Origin of the sequence: Caulobacter vibrioides, from assembly GCF_002858865.1 — a bacterium.
Taxonomy (GTDB): Bacteria; Pseudomonadota; Alphaproteobacteria; order Caulobacterales; family Caulobacteraceae; genus Caulobacter; species Caulobacter vibrioides.
This window is the reverse complement of the sequence record NZ_PJRR01000010.1, coordinates 1-19,415: the sequence shown is the minus strand read 5'-3', so window position 1 is coordinate 19,415 and position 19,415 is coordinate 1. Positions and strand designations below refer to the sequence as shown.

The 19,415-nt window shown below is 66.6% G+C and carries 15 protein-coding genes and 2 pseudogenes; 11 read left to right on the top strand and 6 right to left on the bottom strand.

Going from position 1 to position 19,415, the window contains the following annotated elements:
- Window positions 1–37 precede the first annotated feature (37 nt).
- Genes CVUC_RS06345 through CVUC_RS06330 form a run of 4 tightly spaced genes read left to right on the top strand, consistent with a single transcriptional unit; the run spans window position 38 to window position 6,165 of the window.
- A complete protein-coding gene (locus tag CVUC_RS06345; protein WP_096033758.1) occupies window positions 38–2,611 on the top strand; it encodes a TonB-dependent receptor in 2,574 nt (857 codons plus the stop codon).
- 49 nt (window positions 2,612–2,660) lie between these two features.
- Window positions 2,661–4,124: a benzaldehyde dehydrogenase gene (locus CVUC_RS06340; RefSeq protein WP_096034793.1), complete on the top strand. Its 1,464-nt coding sequence runs from the start codon at window positions 2,661–2,663 to the stop codon at window positions 4,122–4,124.
- Window positions 4,125–4,136: 12 nt separating this feature from the next.
- Window positions 4,137–5,237, top strand: a complete 1,101-nt coding sequence (locus CVUC_RS06335; protein ID WP_096033757.1) for an NAD(P)-dependent alcohol dehydrogenase — start codon at window positions 4,137–4,139, stop codon at window positions 5,235–5,237.
- Between the two features lie 25 nt (window positions 5,238–5,262).
- Entirely contained in the window at window positions 5,263–6,165 is a 903-nt protein-coding gene (locus CVUC_RS06330) for an alpha/beta fold hydrolase (RefSeq protein WP_012640484.1), read from the top strand.
- Window positions 6,166–6,213: 48 nt separating this feature from the next.
- Here the strand turns inward: CVUC_RS06330 and CVUC_RS06325 are convergent, their stop codons facing one another.
- Entirely contained in the window at window positions 6,214–7,164 is a 951-nt protein-coding gene (locus CVUC_RS06325; RefSeq protein ID WP_096033756.1) for a PDR/VanB family oxidoreductase, read from the bottom strand.
- Window positions 7,161–8,237 (bottom strand): aromatic ring-hydroxylating oxygenase subunit alpha, encoded by a 1,077-nt coding sequence (locus tag CVUC_RS06320; RefSeq protein WP_096033755.1) that lies wholly within the window; start codon window positions 8,235–8,237, stop codon window positions 7,161–7,163. The genes CVUC_RS06325 and CVUC_RS06320 overlap by 4 nt, the downstream gene beginning before the upstream one ends.
- Window positions 8,238–8,363: 126 nt before the next feature.
- On the opposite strand from CVUC_RS06320, the gene CVUC_RS06315 reads away from it, so the two are divergent.
- Together CVUC_RS06315 and CVUC_RS06310 are read left to right on the top strand one after the other, a co-directional pair.
- Window positions 8,364–9,098, top strand: coding sequence for a GntR family transcriptional regulator (locus CVUC_RS06315; protein ID WP_010920250.1), 735 nt, complete (start codon window positions 8,364–8,366; stop codon window positions 9,096–9,098).
- 87 nt (window positions 9,099–9,185) lie between these two features.
- Entirely contained in the window at window positions 9,186–9,686 is a 501-nt protein-coding gene (locus CVUC_RS06310) for a MarR family winged helix-turn-helix transcriptional regulator (protein ID WP_096033754.1), read from the top strand.
- 129 nt (window positions 9,687–9,815) lie between these two features.
- Here CVUC_RS06310 and CVUC_RS06305 read toward each other — a convergent pair whose 3' ends face one another.
- From CVUC_RS06305 to CVUC_RS06295, 3 genes are read right to left on the bottom strand one after another with little or no spacing between them, the layout of a single operon-like run.
- Entirely contained in the window at window positions 9,816–12,947 is a 3,132-nt protein-coding gene (locus CVUC_RS06305; protein WP_124743072.1) for an efflux RND transporter permease subunit, read from the bottom strand.
- Window positions 12,948–12,957: 10 nt separating this feature from the next.
- Complete coding sequence (locus tag CVUC_RS06300; RefSeq protein WP_096033752.1) at window positions 12,958–14,220, bottom strand: efflux RND transporter periplasmic adaptor subunit; 1,263 nt, start codon at window positions 14,218–14,220, stop codon at window positions 12,958–12,960.
- Window positions 14,217–15,482: a TolC family protein gene (locus tag CVUC_RS06295; RefSeq protein WP_010920246.1), complete on the bottom strand. Its 1,266-nt coding sequence runs from the start codon at window positions 15,480–15,482 to the stop codon at window positions 14,217–14,219. Before CVUC_RS06295 ends, CVUC_RS06300 begins: the two co-directional genes overlap by 4 nt.
- Window positions 15,483–15,497: 15 nt before the next feature.
- Here CVUC_RS06295 and CVUC_RS06290 point away from each other — a divergent pair, with 15 nt between their 5' ends.
- A complete protein-coding gene (locus CVUC_RS06290; RefSeq protein WP_233279786.1) occupies window positions 15,498–16,469 on the top strand; it encodes a recombinase in 972 nt (323 codons plus the stop codon).
- A 131-nt stretch (window positions 16,470–16,600) separates the two neighbouring features.
- Here CVUC_RS06290 and CVUC_RS06285 read toward each other — a convergent pair.
- Window positions 16,601–17,196, bottom strand: a pseudogene (locus CVUC_RS06285) (HipA domain-containing protein).
- A gap of 28 nt (window positions 17,197–17,224) precedes the next feature.
- On the opposite strand from CVUC_RS06285, the gene CVUC_RS06280 reads away from it, so the two are divergent.
- The 4 genes and pseudogenes from CVUC_RS06280 to CVUC_RS06265 all read left to right on the top strand — a co-directional run.
- Entirely contained in the window at window positions 17,225–17,482 is a 258-nt protein-coding gene (locus tag CVUC_RS06280; RefSeq protein ID WP_096034792.1) for a hypothetical protein, read from the top strand.
- Between the two features lie 43 nt (window positions 17,483–17,525).
- The gene (locus CVUC_RS06275) at window positions 17,526–18,179 is read left to right on the top strand and encodes an exopolysaccharide biosynthesis polyprenyl glycosylphosphotransferase (protein WP_096033751.1); all 654 of its coding nucleotides are present in this window, start codon (window positions 17,526–17,528) and stop codon (window positions 18,177–18,179) included.
- 41 nt (window positions 18,180–18,220) lie between these two features.
- The gene (galE, locus tag CVUC_RS06270) at window positions 18,221–19,204 is read left to right on the top strand and encodes a UDP-glucose 4-epimerase GalE (protein ID WP_096033750.1); all 984 of its coding nucleotides are present in this window, start codon (window positions 18,221–18,223) and stop codon (window positions 19,202–19,204) included.
- Between the two features lie 51 nt (window positions 19,205–19,255).
- Window positions 19,256–19,415 (top strand): annotated as a pseudogene (locus CVUC_RS06265) (UDP-glucose 6-dehydrogenase); the annotation flags it as partial.

Sequence of the window (19,415 nt, the reverse complement as noted above, 5' to 3'; positions counted from 1 at the left end):
CTTTGTCGTCAACGACATATAAAGGGAGGTTCGGGCCATGGGGCGTAAGCTCTGGTTACACAAGGTCATGGGCGCGGCGTCGCTGCTGGCCCTCGCGACGGCGGGCGCGGCGCACGGACAGGTCGTCGAGGAGCTCGTCGTCACCGCTCAGAAGCGGGTCGAGAACGTTCAGGACGTGCCGATCGCGATTTCGGCCTTCTCGGCCAACGCGCTGCAGGAGCGCGCGGTCGGCAATGTTGCTCAGCTGTCCAACCTGGCGCCCAATGTGACCCTCGACGGCGGCACGCCGTTCTCGGGATCCCCCTCGGTTCTGTCGGCCTATGTCCGCGGCATCGGCTCGGACGACTTCGCGTTCAACATCGACCCCGGCGTCGGCATCTATGTCGACGGCGTCTATCTGGCCCGCACCGTCGGCGCCAACCAGGACCTGCTGGACGTCGAGCGCATCGAAATCCTGAAAGGGCCGCAAGGCACGCTGTTTGGTCGCAACACCATCGGCGGCGCGATCTCGATCGTGACGCGCGAGCCGGGCGAGACGTTCAAGTTCAAGGGCGACGTCACCACCGGCAGCCACAAGCTGATGCAGGCGCGCGGCAGCGCCGACCTGCCGCTGGCCGAGGGGCTATCCTCGTCGATCACCTTCGGAATCAAGAGCCGGCAGGGCTATGTCGAGCGGATTCCCTATCCGGACGCGCGCGCGCGCAACACCACGTCCTACACCGCCTTCCCGTCTTCGGGGTACGACACCGCTTCGCATGAAGGCGGTGAGAACAGCTGGAACCTGCGGGGCAAGCTCAAGTGGAAGGGCGAGCTGACCAAGGTCGTGCTGTCGGCGGACTACACCCGCGAGGATGGCGGCGGTCTGGCCAACACCTTGCTCGCCACGACCGAAATGGTTCCGGGCAACTTCGCCGGGACGAGCAACCTGCCGGGCACGGCCTTCGATCCGACGGGAACCACCGGTTTCCTGTTCGCAGGGCTCTATAACTTCTGCATCGGCGCGACGCCCGCCCAGATCGCCGCGCGCAACGCCCAGGCTCTCTGCGGCGTTCGCGGCACCCAGTACAGCCCCGGCCTGCGCGTGGCCTCGCTGGCCGGCGTCAATGTCGACGCCGATCCGACCAATGACCGGCTGCCCTTCGACAGCCGTTTCGTCAGCAAGGATATCGACAAGAGCTACGCCACCGGCAACAGCTTCTCGAATATGGTCAACTGGGGCGTGGGCGGGACCGTCGAGCACAGCCTGACCGACGATGTGACGGTCAAGTCGATCACCGCCTACCGCAAGCTGCTTTGGAAGAGCGGCACCGACGCCGACGGTTCGCCTCTTAACATCGGCCAGCTCAGCTTCAACATGAAGCAGTGGCAGATCAGCCAAGAGCTGCAGCTTCTGGGCTCGGCTTTGGACAAGAAGCTGAACTACGTGCTGGGCGGCTACTACTTCAAGGAAAAGGGCTCGCTGCACGACTACGTCACCTTCGACGAAGGCCTGTTGCAGGTCGATGGCCCCAACCAGCTGGAGACCAAGAACTACGCCGCCTTCGGTCAGGTCGACTGGCGGCCGAGCGAGCTGATCGGCGTTACGATCGGCGGCCGCTACACCAAGGAAGAAAAGCTGTTCGAAGGCGGGCAGCAGGATCTCAACGGCTTCAACTACAAGCTCTTCGGCTGTTCGGACGCCAACGGAAACATCCGGCCGAACGGGGCGTTCCCGTTGGCGCCGATCCCGTGCCAGGTCGGCCTCAGCTATCCCGATCCCAGCAATCCGGTGCGGGTCTATGCCCCGGGCGTCAACAAGCAGACGTTCAGCAACTTCTCGCCCAAGGTCGGGGTGCAACTGCATCCGGCCGACGACCTGATGACCTATGTCAGCTGGTCCAAGGGCTACAAGACCGGCGGATGGACGACCCGCCTGACCAATCCCCAGCTGACGGCCCAGCCGTTCGGCGAAGAGGTCGCCACCACCTGGGAGGCGGGCTTCAAGTCCAAGCTGCTGGATCGTCGCTTGCAACTGAACGGCTCGGTGTTCCAGACCGAGTACGACGGCATCCAGCTGAACTTCCAGCAAGGCACCTCACCGACCATCCGCAACGCCGGCGACGCCAAGATCAAGGGCGTCGAACTGGAAGCGGTCGCCGTGCCGCTGGAGGGGCTGACCATCAACGCCTCGGTGGGCTATCTGCGCGCTCGCTACACCGACGTGCTGGCCGGCGTGCTGGCGGTCAGCGGGCCTAATGTCTTCCAGGCGGGCACCTTCGTCGGGGCGCCGCTGCCCAAGACGCCGGAGTGGAAGATCAACCTCAGCCCGCGCTACGCGTTCAAGCTGGCCAACGGCGGTTCGGTCACGGCCATCGCCGACTGGACCTATACCTCCAGCATCTGGAACAACGCCCAGCGCACCTATGTTCTCAAGCGTCCCGCGGTCCAAGTGGTCAACGCCAGCGTCGCCTACGCCGATCCGGACGGCGCCTGGAGCGTCACGGTCGGCGGCACGAACCTGACCGACAAGCGCTACCTGACCACCGGCAACGAGAACATCGCCGCCGGTGCTGTCTTCGGCACCTACAGCCGCCCGCGCGAGGCCTATGTCCGCCTCGGCGTGACCTTCTAACCAGGAGCATGGTCGCATGAATGACATGAGCCCGAGACCCGCCCGGATGATGAGCGAGCCCTTGTTGTCGGCCGACGCGTGGACCGATCGCCTGTTCTCCGACGGCTGGCTCAAGCCCAGCGGCGGGGTCATCGCGGTTCAGGAACCGGCGACGGAGACGGTGCTGACCCAGGTCGGCCGCGCTGACCGCTCCGATGTGGCGCGCGCCGCCGCCTCGGCCAAGGCGGCCCAACCGGCCTGGGCGGCGCTGACCGCCGACGCGCGGCAGGCCATTCTGCTGCGCGCCGCCGACCTCCTGGTCGAACACGCTCCTGACCTGGCGCCGTGGATCATGCGCGAAAGCGGGTCGGTCGCGGCCAAGGCCGCCGTCGAACTGGAGCACGCCGCCGGCTTCGTGCGCCAGGCCGGCGCTATGGCGACCGAGGCCGCCGGGCTGGTCTTGCCCTCCTCCCCGGGCAAGACCAGCATCGCCCGGCGGGTTCCGCTGGGCGTCGTGGCGGTGATCTCGCCATTCAACTTCCCGCTGGTCTTGTCGATCCGCGCGGTCGCGCCCGCCCTAGCGGCCGGCAACGCTGTGGTGCTCAAGCCCGATCCGCGCACGCCGATCAGCGGCGGCTTCCTGATCGCCCGGGTCTTCGAGGCCGCCGGCTTGCCCGCCGGGCTGCTGCACGTCCTGCCCGGCGACGCTGAGGCGGGTGATGCGCTGTGCCGCGATCCTAACATCGCCATGGTCGCCTTCACCGGCTCGACGGGCGCAGGCCGCAAGGTAGGCGAGGTTGCGGGCGCTCACCTCAAGAAGGTGGCGCTGGAGCTGGGCGGGAAGAACCCGCTGATCATCCTCGATGACGCCGATCCGGATGTCGCGGCCTCGAACGCGGCGTGGGGCGCCTGGCTGCACCAGGGGCAGGTTTGCATGACCGCCGGCCGGCTGCTGGTCCAGCGCGGGATCCATGACGCCGTGGTCGAGCGCTTGGCGGCCAAGGCCGCGCACCTGCCGGTGGGCGACCCGATGCGCGGCGACGTGGCCCTAGGGCCGTTGATCAGCCGCGGACAACTGGACCGCGTTCACGCCATCGTCTCCGACACGGTCACGGCCGGCGCGCGCCTGGTGGCCGGCGGGACCCATCAGGGCCTCTGCTATGCGCCGACCGTGCTGACCGGCGTCGCGCCGGGCATGCGGGCCTTCGAGGAAGAGATCTTCGGTCCCATCGCCGCAATCACCGTCTTTGACGATCTGGACGAGGCCGCGCGTCTGGCCAACGATGGACCCTACGGCTTGTCGGCCGGGATCATCAGCGGTTCGGTGGGCCGCGCCATGACCCTGGGCGCCAAACTGGAGGTCGGCCACCTGCACATCAATGATCAGACGGTGGACGCCGGACCGCATTCGCCGTTCGGTGGCATGAAGGCCTCCGGCAACGGCACCCGTATCAGCGGGCCGGCCAATCTCGACGAATTCACCACCTGGCGGTGGGAGACCGTCAAGGCCGCCGCAACGGCCTATCCCTTCTAGGAGCCCCATCGCATGCAAGTTACCGCCGCCGTCACGCGCAGTCCCAGCGGTCCGTTCAGTCTGGAGGCCTTGGATATCGAGCCGCCGCGCGCCGGTGAGATCCTGGTGCGGGTCGTCGCCACCGGCGTCTGTCACACCGACATGGTGATGCGCGACCAACACCTGCCGACGCCTCAGCCGGTGGTCCTGGGTCACGAGGGGGCGGGCGTCGTCGAGCAGGTCGGACCGGGCGTGACCAAGGTCGCCGTGGGCGACCATGTGGTGATGACCTTCAACTCGTGCGGCCGTTGCCCATCCTGTTCGGATCACGCGCCGACCTATTGCCATGAGTTCTTCCCGCGCAACTTCATGGGCGCGCGCGAAGACGGCTCGTCCGGACTGTCGAAGGGCTCCGAGGTCATCCACGCCAACATCTTCGGCCAGTCCTCGTTCGCGACCTATGCGCTTTGCCATGAGCGCAACGCGGTCAAGGTCGACAAGACCGCGCCGCTGGAACGGCTGGGACCGCTGGGTTGCGGGGTGATGACCGGCGCCGGGGCGGTGATGAACGCCCTGAAGGTGCCTGCGGGCCGCTCGCTGGTCGTGTTCGGCGCCGGCGCGGTGGGGCTGTCGGCGGTGCTGGCGGCCAAGGCGATCGGCGCTGGCCCGATCATCGCGATCGACATTAATCCCGAGCGCCTGGCCCTGGCTCTGGAGCTCGGCGCGGACCACGCCCTGAACGGCGCCGAGGGCGGCGTCGTCGAGAAGATCCAGGCGATCACCGGAACGGGCGCGCACTTCTCGATCGACACTACGGCCAATCTGAAGGTCATGCGCCAAGCGGTTGACTGCCTGGGCGCTCGCGGCGTCTGTGGCTTGGTCGGGGCGTCCAAGATGGGCGACGAGCTGCCCTTGGATGCGGTGTCGGTGATGAGCGGCGGCAAGGTCGTGCGCGGCGTGGTCGAGGGTGACGCCGACCCCGACGTGTTCATCCCCGAGCTGATCGCCCTGCATCTGGCGGGGCGCTTCCCGTTCGATCGGTTGATCCAGTTCTATCCGTTGGCGGAGATCAATCAGGCGGTGTCTGACGCTGAGACCGGCCGGGTGATCAAGCCAGTCGTCCGGATGAGCTGACGGCCAGCCGCGCCGCTTTGGCGCGGTGGCTCAGAGCAAGCCCTTCATGTTCGCAGCGTATCCGCGAGAGGCCCTCATGACTGAACAATGGATCACCGTCGGCGACCTTCGGATCCGCTACGTCGACAGCGGAGGGGAGGGGATACCGGTTTTTCTGCTCTCCGGCATCGGCGCGTCCCTGGAGTTCTGGTCCAACCAGCTGGAGGCGCTGGGCGAGCGCTTGAGGCTCATCGCGTGGGACTATCCGGGGCATGGCCTGTCGGACGGGGATGGCCGATCCCATGATCCTGACCGCTACGCGGCGTTCGCTCTCGATGTCATGAACGCGCTGGGATTGGAGCGCGTGGTGGCGGTCGGCAACTCCTTGGGAGGCGCGATCGCGCTGCGCATGGCCGGACTGGCGCCGGACCGCGTCGCAGGCTTGATGCTGGCCTCTCCGGCGATGATGGGCCCCGAGGTCTTCCTTCCGTTCCGGTTGATGAGCTTGCCGCTGTTGGGCGAGCTCATGAGCAAGCCCGGAAAGCTGTCGGTCGAGCAGCAGATCGCAGCGCTGTTCCACGACTCCGCGTCGGCGACCGAGGCGCTGCGCCGGATTGTCTGGCGCAATGTTCACAAGGATGGAGCGCCTCAAGCCTTGCTGGCCACCATGCGCGAGACACTGTGGATCGGAGGCGTTCGCAAGGTTCACTGGGCGCGGAGCCGCGCGCTTCTGAAGTCAGCGACCTGCCCGATCCTGTTCATCCACGGAAAACAGGATGTCGTTCTTCCGTTTCAACAGTCGATCGACTGCGCCAAGCTGAATCCGCGCGCCGAGGTGAAGGTGATCGACGGGTGCGGGCATACGCCCCAGATCGAGATCCCCGAAACGTTCAATGCGGAGATGAAGGCCTTCGCGCGACGGGTCGACGAGGACCACGCGACGTCGTGATAGCCGGCGCCGAGCCCCGCGCGAACCTCCACGCGGGGCCTTTGTCGTTTAAAGATCCAGCACCAGGCGCGGCGAGCGGGCGCGCGAGCAGCAGGGCGTGAACTGGTCGTTCGCGGCCCGCTCCTCGTCGGTCTGGAAGGCGTCGCGGTGATCGGGCTGGCCGTCGATCACGCGAGTCAGGCACGTGCCGCAGACCCCTTGCTCGCAGGAGACGGGGACGAAGACGCCCGCCGCCTCCAGGGCTTGCGCGGCGGTCTGGTCGGCGGCGACGGTCACGATCTGGCCGGAGCTGGCGATCACCAGCTCGAACGGCTGGTCCTGGCTGGCGGAGAGCGGCGTGGCCGCGAAGTGCTCCTTGCGGATCTGATCCCCAGACCATCCCCGCGCCAGGGCGCCGTCGATGACGTGGGTCATGAACCCGCCGGGGCCGCAGACATAGAGGCGGCGTCCCGGCTTGGGCCGGGCCAGCGCGACGTCGAGATCCAGGCGGGTGTCCGGCTCGGCGTCGAACGACAAACGCACTGCGCTGGTGAAGGGCGCGGTCGAAAGCTCGTTGAGGAATGCGGCCCGAGACCGATCGCGCGCGCAATAGTGGAAGGTGAACGCGCGGCCCAGGGCGCTCAGGCGTTTGGCCATGGCCAGGATGGGGGTCACGCCGACCCCGCCCGCGAACAGCAGATGCTCCTCGGCGGTTTCGTCCAGAGCGAACAGGTTGCGGGGCGGGCTGATCTCCAGCGTCGCGCCCTCGGTCAGCGCCTCATGAACATAGGCCGATCCGCCACGCGAGGTGAGCTCGCGCAGGACGGCGATCCGATAGAAGCTGCGTTCTGCGGGGTCACTGCACAGGGAGTACTGCCGCGTCAGGCCGTTCCCCAGGAACAGGTCGATATGCGCGCCGGCCTCGAAGGCCGGCAGATCGCGGCCCTCGGCGCAAACCAGGTCGAGCTGCGCAATGCCTTCCGCCGCCTGGGCGCGGGACGCCACCCGAACCTTGATCATTTCGCTTGCGCCACCAAGGCGGTCTCGGCGGCGATCGCCTTGTCGATGGCCATGCGCGAACGCACGCCGCCGGCGTCGATGTTCAGCTTCAGCAGTTTACGATCGGGATAGGCCAGCAGGTTCTTCTGCTGCCGCTCCAGCATCTCCAGGTCTTCGGAGAAGATCTTGCCCTGGCCTTCGCGGATGGTGTCGGTCAGCGCGGCGTCGTCAACCGCGAAGCTGCGGGCCATGCCCCAGAAGTAGTGGTGCGAGGTCTCGGTTTCAGGGGTGATGAAGTCGACCACCACGCTGGAGACCTTCTTGTCCGCCGGGGCGTGATAGCCGCCGTGTCCCGCCAGGGCCACGCCCACCTCGATCATGACGTGGCTGGGCAGAGAGAAGCGGCAGATCTGCCAGCGGTCGACCAGCGCGTTCTCCGGCAGGCCGGCGCCGCGCAGCGCCATGCGCCAGAAGGGCGGGGCGTGGATGCCTTCCATGAAGCGACTGGTGACAACTTCTTCGCCCTCGAGGCGGGTGGTGACCGGCGCCTCATCGATCTCCTTCTGGCCGATGCTGGTGGCGTGGACATAGGTCTCGTGGGTCAGGTCCATCAGATTGTCGACCATCAGTCGGTAGTCGCAGGCGATGTGATAGAGGCCGCCGCCATAGGCCCAGTCCGGGCTGTCGGCCCAGAACAGCGGATGCAGCTTCGCCGGGTCGGCCTGAGCCGGATCGCCGGGCCAGACCCAGATGAAGCCGTAGCGCTCCAGCACCGGGAAGGCGCGGATGGCAGGGAAGGCGGTGACGCGCTGCCCCGGCATCGCCGTGGCGCGGCCTTCGCAGCCCATGGTCAAGCCGTGATAGCCGCAGACCAATTCGCCGTCGCGGACGAAGCCCAGCGACAGAGGCGCGCCGCGATGGGGGCAGAAGTCCTCGAGCGCGACTGGGCGGTCGTCCTTGCCGCGATGGAACACCATGGCCTTGCCGCAGATGCGACGGCCCAGGGGCCTGTCGGCGATCTCGTCTGGCGTGCAGGCGACATACCAGGCGTCAAGCGGCCATGGCGCAGCCTTGGCCACGGTTTCGGTACCCATCGTCGTTTCCTCGCATTGTGGTTCGGCGACCTATTGGATCCAATCTTGATCGTAATCAAACGGACGTCAAGATTGGATCCAATTGAACGCTTGTGAGCGTCTCAGTCGGTCGGCTAGAGTCCAGCCATGGACATGCCGCGCATAAAGCCGGGCCAGCGCGTGATGATGGCTCTTCGCAAGATGATCGCCTCGGGCGAGATCAAGAGCGGCGAGCGTATCGCCGAAATCCCGACAGCGGCGGCGCTGGGCGTCTCGCGCATGCCCGTGCGCACGGCCTTGCGGAGTCTGGAGCAGGAAGGGCTCGTGGTGCGGCTGGGCGCGCGGGGTTATGCCGCCCGAGGCGTGTCCAGCGACCAGATCCGCGACGCCATCGAGGTGCGAGGGGTGCTGGAGGGCTTTGCGGCCCGGCGTCTGGCCGAGCGCGGAATGACGGCGGAGACCCACGCGCGGTTCGTCGCCTTGATCGCCGAGGGCGAAGCGCTGTTCGCGGCTGGGCGGCTCAACGGCGAGGACCTGGATCGCTACGCCGCGTACAATCAGGCCTTCCATGACACGCTGGTCAGCGCTGCGGGCAACGGCGCTGTCGAGAGCGCCCTGGCGCGCAATGGTTTCGAGCCGTTCGCGGCGGCCGGTGCGCTGGCCCTGGATCTGATGGACTTGCCGGCCGAGTACGAACACCTTCTGGCCGCCCATCGCCAGCATCAGGCGGTGCTGGACGCGGTCTCGTGCGGCGACGCCGAGGGGGCCGAGCGGATCATGCGCGACCATGCCCTGGCCGCCATTCGTAACGCCAAGGTCTTCGAGGCCGCGGCGAGCGCCGGCGCGCCGCTGGGCGCGGCGTGGAGCATTCGCGCCGACTGAACGCTTTAGGTGTGAACCAGTCTGGAGGTCCCGGAGGAAGCGCTATAGTACCATCGCAATACAGTTTCTTTGACGTGCTATTGAGGCTTGTGGACCATGGAAGAGGCCGCCGCCTTCGGCGCTCTGGGAGAGCGGCTGGGACTGCAACTGCACTCGACGGATGTGCGGATCATGGCCGGATTGGCGGCCCGTCTGACGTCCCTGAACGTGACCCCCGCGCGCGCCACGGCGATCGTCTACATCGCCCTGAACGCCGGCTGCGACCAGGTCACCCTTGGACGAGCCCTGGGGATCAACCGCGCCAGCACGATGAAGGCCGTCGATGAACTGGAGGCTCTGGGCGCGATCGAGCGGCGGCCAGGCCGCGACCGTCGCACCAACGCCCTGCACCTGACCGCCGCTGGCGAGATCCTCCGCACCCGCATTGAGGAAGCGACGCTGGCTCACGATCGCGAGGCCTTCGCCGCCCTCACCGAGGATGAACGGGCCCAGTTCAGCCGCCTGCTGGCCAAGCTCCGTCGCGGGGCCACGGTTGAGGCGGGCGCGGAAGCCGTCGAGGGGCGATCGTTGACGCCGCGCCGATCATGATTCGGGCGATCGGGCGCTTCAGGATGAAGTCGACCACGCGGTCCTGATACGCCGGGCCCGATGAGCGCGCCACTGATCGCGCCAGCGGGAGCTGGCGGAGGCTCAATGGCGCGCTCGACCGGAGGCTGGCTATCGTACCGCCCTGGCTTGGCTGTAGGCCAGCCGATACAGCGCCGGCAGCACCAGCAGCGTCAGCAGGGTCGAGGAGATAATCCCGCCGATGACCACGGTGGCCAGCGGACGCTGCACCTCGGCCCCGGCCCCGACATTGAACGCCATCGGCACGAAGCCCAGGCTGGCGACCAGCGCGGTCATCAGCACCGGCCGCAGCCGGGTCAGAGCGCCTTCGCGGATGGCGTGGTCGACGTCAGTCCCCTGCTGGCGCAGCGTGCGGATGAAGCTGACCATCACCACGCCGTTCAGCACCGCCACGCCCGAGAGCGCGATGAAGCCGACGCCGGCCGAGATCGACAGCGGCATGCCGCGCAGCAGCAGGGCGGCCACTCCGCCGGTCAGCGCCAGGGGTACGCCGGAGAATACGATGGCCGCGTCCTTCACCGAGCGGAACAGGGCATAGAGTAACCCGAAGATCAGCAGCAGCGCGGCCGGCACGACCAGCTGCAGGCGCTGGGCCGCCGAGATCAGCTGCTCGAAGGCGCCGCCGTAGGTGATCCAGTAGCCTGTCGGCAGCTCGACTTCCGCGCCCACCTTTCGCTGCACTTCGGTGATGAAGGAGCCCAGGTCACGCTCGCGCACATTGGCGGTGACGACGATGCGACGTTTGCCGTCCTCGCGACTGATCTGGTTGGGGCCAATGACCATCTCGATCCTTGCGACGTCCTGCAAGGGTACGAAGCCGCGCGGCTGGTCGATCGCGCCCGGCAGTGGGATACGCAGCCGGCCGATGTCGTCGATGCGGCCCCGCACGGCCTCGGGCAGGCGAACCACGACGTCGAAGCGTCGGTCGCCCTCGAACACCTGACCCGTCACGGTCCCGCCGATGGCGGTGGCGACCACCGACTGGACGTCGTCGACATTGAGACCCAGCCGCGCCAAGGCTGCGCGATCGGGGGTGATCTGCAGCACAGGCAGACCCGTGACCTGCTCGACCCCGATATCTTGCGCGCCCTCGACGCCTTCGATCACGCCGCCGATCTGCTCGCCGATCGCCAGAAGCTGGTCGAGGTCGTCGCCGAACACCTTCACGGCGACATCGGCGCGAACGCCCGACAGCAGCTCGTTGAAGCGCATCTGGATCGGCTGGGTGAACTCGTAGTTGTTGCCCGGCACCTTGGCGACGACCGCCTCCAGTTCAGCCACGAGCTGGGCGCGCGGCTTACGCGGATCAGGCCAGTCCTTGCGATCCTTCAACATGATGAAGGTGTCGGCGACCGACGGCGGCATGGGATCGGTCGCGACCTCCGCCGTGCCGATCTTGGAGACCACCCGATCGACTTCCGGCAGGGTCTTCACCTTGGCTTCCAGAGCCGTCTGCATGGCGATGGCCTGCGAGAGGCTGGTGCCCGGGATGCGCAGGGCGTGCATGGCGATGTCGCCCTCGTCGAGATTGGGCACGAACTCCGAGCCCATCCGTGAGGCGGCGAACGCAGCGATGGCCACGAGCAAGACCGCGCCCGCGACAAAGGCCACGCGCAACCGCAGCGCCGTTTCCAGGGCCGGCTCATACAGGCGTCGGGCGCCGCGCATGATCAGGTTTTCCTTCTCCTCGACCTTGCCGGTGACAAACAGCGCCACAGCGGCCGGGACGAAGGTCAGCGACAGCACCAGGGCTGCGGTGAGGGCGATGACCACGGTGACGGCCATCGGGTGGAACATCTTCCCCTCCACCCCGGTGAGGGCGAAGATCGGCACATAGACCAGGGTGATGATCAGCACGCCGAACAGCGAGGGGCGGATGACCTCGCTGGTGGCGCCGGCCACCAGGGCGAAGCGTTCATCGCGTGACAACAGGCGCCCATAGCGATGTTGCGCCTCGCCCAGACGTCTGAGGCAGTTCTCGACGATGATCACCGCGCCATCGACGATCAGGCCAAAGTCCAGCGCGCCCAGGCTCATCAGGTTGCCCGAGACCTTGGACTGCACCATGCCGGTGATGGTCAGGAACATCGACAGCGGGATGACCGCCGCCGTGATCAGGGCCGCGCGGATGTTGCCCAGCAGCAGGAACAGCACCACGATCACCAGGATGGCGCCTTCGACCAGGTTCTTTTCGACCGTGGCGATGGCGCGGTCGACAAGGTTGGTGCGGTCGTAGATCGGCTCGGCTGTGACGCCCGCCGGCAAGGCCTTGGCGGCCTCCTCCAGGCGCGCGGCGGTGGCGCGGGCGACCGTGCGGCTGTTCTCGCCCACCAGCATGAACACGGTGCCGAGCACGACCTCCTGGCCGTTCTCGGTGGCCGCGCCGGTGCGCAGTTCTTCGCCAAGGCCCACATCGGCGATATCGGCGACACGGATGGGCGCGCCGTTGCGGCTGGCCACGATTACGGCCTTGAGGTCCTCGACGCCGGTGGCCTGCCCCGGCACGCGGATCAGGTACTGCTCGCCATAGCGCTCGATATAGCCGGCGCCGACATTGGCGTTGTTCTTCTCCAAGGCCGTGACGACGTCGCCCATGGTCAGGCCATACGCCGACAGGCGATCGGGCAGGGGGGTGACGTGGTACTGCCGCTCGAAGCCGCCGATGGTGTTGACCTCGGTGACGCCGGGCGTGTTGCGCAGTTGGGGGCGGATCACCCAGTCCTGCAGGGTGCGCAGATCTTCGGGCGTCCAGGCCTTGCCGTCGGGCCGCCGCGCGCCGGGCTTGGCCTCGACGGTGTACATGAAGATCTCGCCAAGCCCGGTGGAGATCGGGCCCATCTCCGGGTTCACGCCGGGCGGAAGCTGCGCGCGGGCGCTTTGCAGCCTTTCGCCGACCAACTGCCGCGCGAAATAGATGTCTGTGCCGTCCTTGAAGACGACCGTGACCTGCGACAGGCCATAGCGCGACACCGAGCGGGTGTACTGCAGGCCCGGCAAGCCGGCGATGGCCGTCTCGACCGGGAAGGTGACGCGCTGCTCGGCCTCCAGGGGCGAGAAGCCCGGCGCTTCGGTGTTGATCTGGACCTGGATGTTGGTGATGTCCGGCGTGGCGTCGATCGGCAGGCGCTGGAAGCTCCAGATCCCGACTGCGGCTGACAGGGCCACGAGCGCCAACACGACCCAGCGAAGCCGGATCGACGCGGCGATGATGCGTTCAAGCATGGTCGCCTCCCTAATGGTCGTGGCTGGCGCCGGACTTTTCAATGTCCGCGCGGATCAGGAAGGCGCCGTCAGTGACGTATTCGGAGCCTGGTTTGAGGCCGGAGAGCACCTCGGTCCATTCGGGGGTCTGGCGGCCCAACTCGAGCATCCGCACCTCATAGGTCTCGCCGACCTTGACGAAAACGACCTGGAAGTCGCGGAAACGCTGGATCGCCTTGGTGCGGACCGCCAGCGGCGCGGTGGCCGCGCCGACCTGGAACGAGCCCTCGACGCCCATGCCGGGACGGAAGGCGCTGTCGGCGCCGCCGGGCAGGTGGACGTGGGCCAGCAAGGTCTGGCTGGTCAGATCGGCGGTGGGCAGCACCGCCTCGACCTCGGCTCGCAGCTTGGTGTCACCCGACAGGCTGCGCACCTCCACGGGCTGACCGACCCGGACTTTCTCGGCGTCGCGCGGATAGACGAAGAACTCGGCGTGCAGCTTGGTCGGATCGGCGATGACAAAGGTGGCGCGGTCGCCCGTGACGTCGCCGACATTGAGGTTCTTCTCGACGATCACGCCGCTGATCGGCGCCGGGATCGCATAGGTCTGCAGGCTCTCGCTGGACTCCACGCGCGCCAGCAGCTGACCCTTGCGCACGGTCTCCCCCAGCTTGCCGCGCAACATCATGATCCGGCCCGGATACCAGGCGCGGACCTCGCCCTTGCCTTCCGGAGTGATCTCGACCCGGCCGCCCATATCGACCAGTTCGGCGATCGGGGCCGGACCGGCGATCTCGGTCCTGACACCGCCGGCCTTCGCCGCCGCCGCTGAGATCGTCGTGCGGCCCTCATAGGACGGGTAGCTCCAGCTATGCGACCGCCCTTGGTAGGTCGCCGAGACCTTCACGTCGAAGGAGTGGGGTTCGTGAACGATCCCGCCGCCGCGCAGATAGTCCTCAAGGGGCGTGAAGGCGAAGCGGTTCACCTCGCCGTCGACGCGCGACAGGGTGATGGACAGTTGGACGTCCTTGGGCGCGATCGGCTTGTCCTTGCGATAGGCGTAGACGTGGAACTCAGGCTCGACGCCATCTTCGAAAATGGTGACCTCGACGGCGAAGTCGCCGTCGCGAAGCATTCGACCCCTATGAGGGCCGCGCTCATAGTCGCCGGCCTTGGCGGCATGGCCCTCGGTTTCGGCGGGTTTGGGGCGTTCACCGCAAGCGGAGAGCGCAAGGGTCCCGGCAATGGCAAGGGCGAGAGGGACGGCGGCCAGACGCCGCGAAAGACGGGTCATTGAGCGGACTCCGGAGCAGGGATCAGGCTCGCGTGCGCGCCGGTCAGGCGGTCCAGCTGGGCGCGGTCGAGCTGAAAGGATTTGAGAACGGCGAGGCGGCGTTGGCGCGCGTCGATCAGCGCCCTCTGGGCCTCGATGACGTCGAGATAGGAAAATCCGCCGCGATTGAACCCGTCGCGGACCAGATCGACCGTGCGGGCGTTGGCGGGGATAATCTCGGCCGTGATACGGCGCGCCTCGCCGGCCTTCTGGGCCAGGGAAGCCTGGGCGGCGGCGATCTTCCGCTCCAGAGTCGCCTTGGCGCCGATAAGGTCCAGATCGGCCGCGGTCTGGGCGGCGCGGGCCTGATCGATGGCGCCGCGATTGGTGTCGTAGCGCCCGAGCGGGATCGAGCCACCGACGATCGCGGCGACGTCGCCGCCGTCGTTCAGATATCGCAAACCCGCCCGCCACGTCGGGTCCTGGACGGACTTGCTCTGCTCGACCCGGACCTTGGCGGCGGCCAAGCCCCGCTGGGCCTCCAGCAGCGCCAGATCGACGGGCGAGGCTGGGCCGGCGATCTGATCGGCCGCGCTGAGGTCTTCCAGAGGGGCAGGGTCGATCTCGATCTCGCCGCCACTCCAGAACGCGGCGAGAGCACGGCGCGTGTTGGCGGCTCGGGCCTTGGCTTCCGCCAGGGCGCCGGCGGCTTCCGCGACCTGGGCCTCGGCCCGCGCCCCCGCGAAGAGGGGATCACGCGCCACCTTCACGCGTCGGTCGACTTCAGAGCGCGCGCGTTCGGCCAGCGCCAGACGATCGGCGGCCAATCGCGCCTCCGCTTCGGCGGCGATCGCCTCGATCCAGGCGATCTCGACCTCGTGAAGAAGGTCGAGCATCCGGACGTCATCGCGCAGGCGAACCTGGGCGATGTCGCTGCGCGCCAGGGACGTGCGCGCCTCGCGTTTGCCGCCCCGTTCCTGGCTTTGCTGGTAGTAGAGCGTGGCCTGAGCGCGATCGATCAGGGCGTAGCGCCCCGTCCCGGCCAGGTCCTCGACCTCGACGCCGATGACGGGGTTGGGGCGGACAGCCGCCTGGCGGACGCCGGCCTCTGCAGCCGCGATCCGTGAAGCCAGCGCTGGACGGGCAGGGTCGGCCTTGGCCGCGCGGCTGAGCGCGTCCGAAAGGCCCAGGGGGGCCGCGAATGCGGAAAGGGGCGTCGCCAAGGCAAGCGCCGTGGCGAACAACCAGGGCCGGCGCGACCGACCTTGGAAGAAACTGGACATTAAGAATCCTCGAACGTGCGAGCGCGGCGCTTGAAGCCGCGCGGATTAAGCGACGTGGGCGAGGTGGGCTTTGGGGGGACGGTCCCGGAGTTGCGGGGCGAGGCCCGGACGCAGGTCATCTTCGGCGCCGAAGAGCGAACGCGCCGAGGCCCAGCGCACCGGCAGGCTTGGCGACATCGTCAATCCGTAGGCGGTGTGATTGTCGTGGTGATGATGGTGGTGTGGTCCGGCGACCTCGGAATCGGCGTTGCTGTTCGCGTCGCTATCGGCCGTTCCATAGGAGGGGACACTGGTGTGACCGGTCCCGTGCTCTTCATCCTGACCATGACAATCCTGGCCATGACAGACGTCGTGTTCGTGCTGGTCGAGCAAAGCGCCAGCGAAGGGGTTTGCCGCGTGACTCTGGCCGATCGCATGGAGCATGCGGTCCGCCGCAGCGACAGGGGCCTGGATGACAAGCAGCCCGACGAGCATGGCGGCGAACACCCCCATCCATCGTCTCAGTTGTTTGTCCGTCCGAAAGATCACCGCCGCCCCGATCAACAGCTCAGTGGCTCATCGTCGCCGTTCTCACTGCTGAGAGCAATGGCGACGATACGTTCCACGCTGCGATCGGGAGAACAGCCCAAGGCGTCAAACTCCCCTTCAAGCCTCTTCACATCGGAGGGATCCGGCGGCAGCTCAAGGCGAACGGGCTGGTCCCGCGACCTCGCCATGTTCAATTGCGCCATAGACGTCAAGCTAAGGGGTTGTGATCTCGTGGAGCTGCGTGTCAGCGATTTGGCGACGAGCGGTGCCGTGCGGGGCGCGCGCCAAAATCGTCCTGCAGAAAACCGGACGCCTGTCCCACTAGAGAGCACCAAGCCCAGCAGAGACGCCTTGGCGGTTTGGCTGAAGGTGCGCGGACGGCTCAAAGACGACTCCTCGGCCATCGGAAGCTCGAGAGCACGGTCCGGTACCTTGGCATCCAGGTCTATGACGCGCTGAAGATGTCCAAGCAGATCGATCTCTAGCCTACCAGGCCATCACATTTTGGGCGCCCAGCACTGCACGACGCGTCTCCAACAAGCCTCGCGTTCCTGGAGGCGCGCCAACGACAGCTGTTGGCGCACTCCTGTCTATCCCCGTCGCACGATCTGAAGGCGAGCGCGCACTCCAGCCAAGGTGGAATTGACGAGACCCACTGGAAACTCCGCCGGCAAGCCCGCTTCAACGGCTTCCAGCGCAGCAGGCGTTCGCTGGCCGAGCGCCTCTAAAACTGCCTCAACCACTCTTTGTCCTGTCCCGGCGCGCCGCGCGGTCTGGATGAAATGGCGAGGCCTGATCGAGCCCGCGGCGTAGTGGCGGTTGTGGCCGACGGCCATCCAGAGCTTGTACTGGTTGTGGCGCACCTGGCCAGCGTCGACTAAGGGCTGAACCGACAGGATGTCGTAGAGCGGCTTCAGCCGGAAGCGACCCCCAGGATCAAGGGCGACGCTGAAGTTCTTGGCGTGGCCGTCCGTGGCGGCCAGCAGCCAGGTGTCCTGGGCGATATCGGGGCCGTCGGTCGGGCCATAGCGAGGCGTCAGGACCTTGGTCAGCCGGGCGTGGTGGCGCAGCATCTTTGCAGGCAGGGGCGGAGGAGCCTGGCCGGTGGGCGAGTCTCTAACCCATGGATCAGGGCGTAGCCGTTGGGCCCGTGATCATGCGACGTTGGGATAGAAAAAGGTCGCAAGAGTATTTGCGACGTGGCGGTTAAAGAGTTGTCGCAATTTCGCTCAGCGCGCGAGAGGCTCGGGCTCTACCGCTTAAAAATGGCAGCGTGCATTTTATTACAGTCCGGACGGCGAAGATCGCTGAGCGTGGGTGAATTGCGCCGTCTTGGTTCAGGCAGGCGCCTGCCAATAGGGCGCGTGGTGAGCCTTGAATGCGCAAGAAACGCTGTGTCGCGGAAAAAAGCTTGGTTAACAGCCCTGAGGAGCGGTTGTTTGCGGAGCGCCGATTTAGTAAAGCCTTCTTAAATCATCGGGCAAAGACCCGACCGCATACACTGGTGGGGACCACGTGCTGATCGTATCTAATCCGACAGCGGAACAGCGAACCTGCGCCGTGAAAGCGTCGCCGGTCGCGAAGGATCCGCTCAAGCGAGCGATGGATATCGTGGTCGCGGGCGGCGCTTTGCTTTTCTTCGCGCCGCTGCTGCTTCTCGTCGCCATCCTGATCAAGCTGGAGTCCCCAGGGCCGGTGCTGTTCCGTCAGTCGCGGGGCGGACTGAACGGCCAGGCCTTCACGATCTTCAAGTTCCGCTCAATGCGGTGCCAGGAGAACGGCGCCGAGGTCGTTCAGGCCAAGCGCGATGATGATCGGATCACGACGATCGGCCGGTTCATCCGTAAGACCAGCATCGATGAGCTTCCTCAGCTTCTGAACGTGCTGCGTGGCGACATGTCGGTCGTGGGGCCCCGTCCTCACGCCCTCGCGCACGACGAGCACTACGGCGCGCTAATCGCCAACTATCACCTGCGCTTCCGTACTCGACCGGGCCTGACGGGTTTGGCTCAAATCAAGGGACTGCGTGGCGGCACCAGCGCAGTTGACGCCATGGCCGCCCGTATCGACGCCGACAATGAGTACATTGAGCGCTGGACCCTCGGCGGCGACGTCAAGATCCTGCTGATGACTGTGCCGCACCTGCTGATGGCTGAGAACGCTTACTAGCGATCAATGGTGGCGGTGACTGCTGTCGCCGGGGGATTTCAATGCAAACTGTTTTGGTGGCTGGCGGCGCCGGCTATGTTGGCTCGCACTGTTGCCTAGCGCTGGCTGCAGCGGGCTTTCGGCCCGTGGTGTACGACGACCTCTCCAATGGTCATCGTGAGCATGTACAGTGGGGCCCGCTGGAAGTGGGCGATATACGCGACGGCGCGCGGTTGGACGCGGTGTTCGCCGCCCATGCCCCGGTGGCGGTTTTGCACTTCGCCGCCCGCATCGAGGTGGGCGAGTCCGTCAAGAACCCCGGCGCGTTCTTCGACAACAATGTCGGCGGAACGATAACGCTGATCGAAGCAGCACGCCGTGCTGGCGTAAACGCTATGGTGTTCTCGTCCACCTGCGCGACCTTCGGGGACCCCGTGCATCTCCCGATGGCCGAGGATCATCCGCAGGCCCCTCTCAACCCCTATGGCCGCAGCAAGCTGATGGTCGAGCAGGCCCTGGCCGACTACGATCGCTATGTCGGGTTCAAGAGCGCGGTGATGCGCTATTTCAACGCCGCCGGCGCGGACCCGGAAGGACGCATCGGCGAGTGGCACGAGCCTGAGACTCACGCCATCCCGCTGGCGATTCAAGTGGCGCTTGGCCAGCGTTCGCACTTCACGGTTTTCGGTGACGATTACGACACGCGGGATGGGACCGCTGTTCGCGACTATATCCACGTCTTGGACCTTGCCGACGCCCATGTCTCGGCTCTTCGCCGATTGCTGGCCGGCGGATCATCGGACTCCTACAATCTCGGGACGGGCACGGGCACTACGGTGCGCGAGTTGGTGGACGGCGTTGGCCGAGTAACGGGTAAGCCGCTGCCAGTCCAGATGGCGCCGCGCCGCGCAGGCGATGCGCCTGTTTTGGTTGGCGACAATACCAGGGCGCGCGAACATCTCGGTTGGAAACCATCGAGAGATCTCGACGCCACACTTTCAAGCGCCTGGCGCTGGCATCAGGCCCAAGCGCTGGTCGGACGATAGGGCGAGCTGGCGAAGTTTGCTGGCTCACGACACTATTCAAGGACTGCTTCGATGCGCGTAGCGATGATTGGCACGGGTTATGTGGGCCTAGTGTCTGGGGCGTGCTTCGCCGACTTTGGTCACGTGGTGACGTGCATCGACAAGGATCCGAGCAAGATCGAGCGCCTGGAGCGCGGCGAGATTCCGATCTTCGAGCCGGGCCTGGATGACC

Coding starts and splice junctions, on each gene's coding strand:
- CVUC_RS06345 (WP_096033758.1), top strand. CDS start 38: ATGGGGCGTAAGCTCTGGTTACACAAGGTCATGGGCGCGGCGTCGCTG.
- CVUC_RS06340 (WP_096034793.1), top strand. CDS start 2,661: ATGAGCGAGCCCTTGTTGTCGGCCGACGCGTGGACCGATCGCCTGTTC.
- CVUC_RS06335 (WP_096033757.1), top strand. CDS start 4,137: ATGCAAGTTACCGCCGCCGTCACGCGCAGTCCCAGCGGTCCGTTCAGT.
- CVUC_RS06325 (WP_096033756.1), bottom strand. CDS start 7,164: ATGATCAAGGTTCGGGTGGCGTCCCGCGCCCAGGCGGCGGAAGGCATT.
- CVUC_RS06320 (WP_096033755.1), bottom strand. CDS start 8,237: ATGGGTACCGAAACCGTGGCCAAGGCTGCGCCATGGCCGCTTGACGCC.
- CVUC_RS06315 (WP_010920250.1), top strand. CDS start 8,364: ATGGACATGCCGCGCATAAAGCCGGGCCAGCGCGTGATGATGGCTCTT.
- CVUC_RS06305 (WP_124743072.1), bottom strand. CDS start 12,947: ATGCTTGAACGCATCATCGCCGCGTCGATCCGGCTTCGCTGGGTCGTG.
- CVUC_RS06300 (WP_096033752.1), bottom strand. CDS start 14,220: ATGACCCGTCTTTCGCGGCGTCTGGCCGCCGTCCCTCTCGCCCTTGCC.
- CVUC_RS06295 (WP_010920246.1), bottom strand. CDS start 15,482: ATGTCCAGTTTCTTCCAAGGTCGGTCGCGCCGGCCCTGGTTGTTCGCC.
- galE (WP_096033750.1), top strand. CDS start 18,221: ATGCAAACTGTTTTGGTGGCTGGCGGCGCCGGCTATGTTGGCTCGCAC.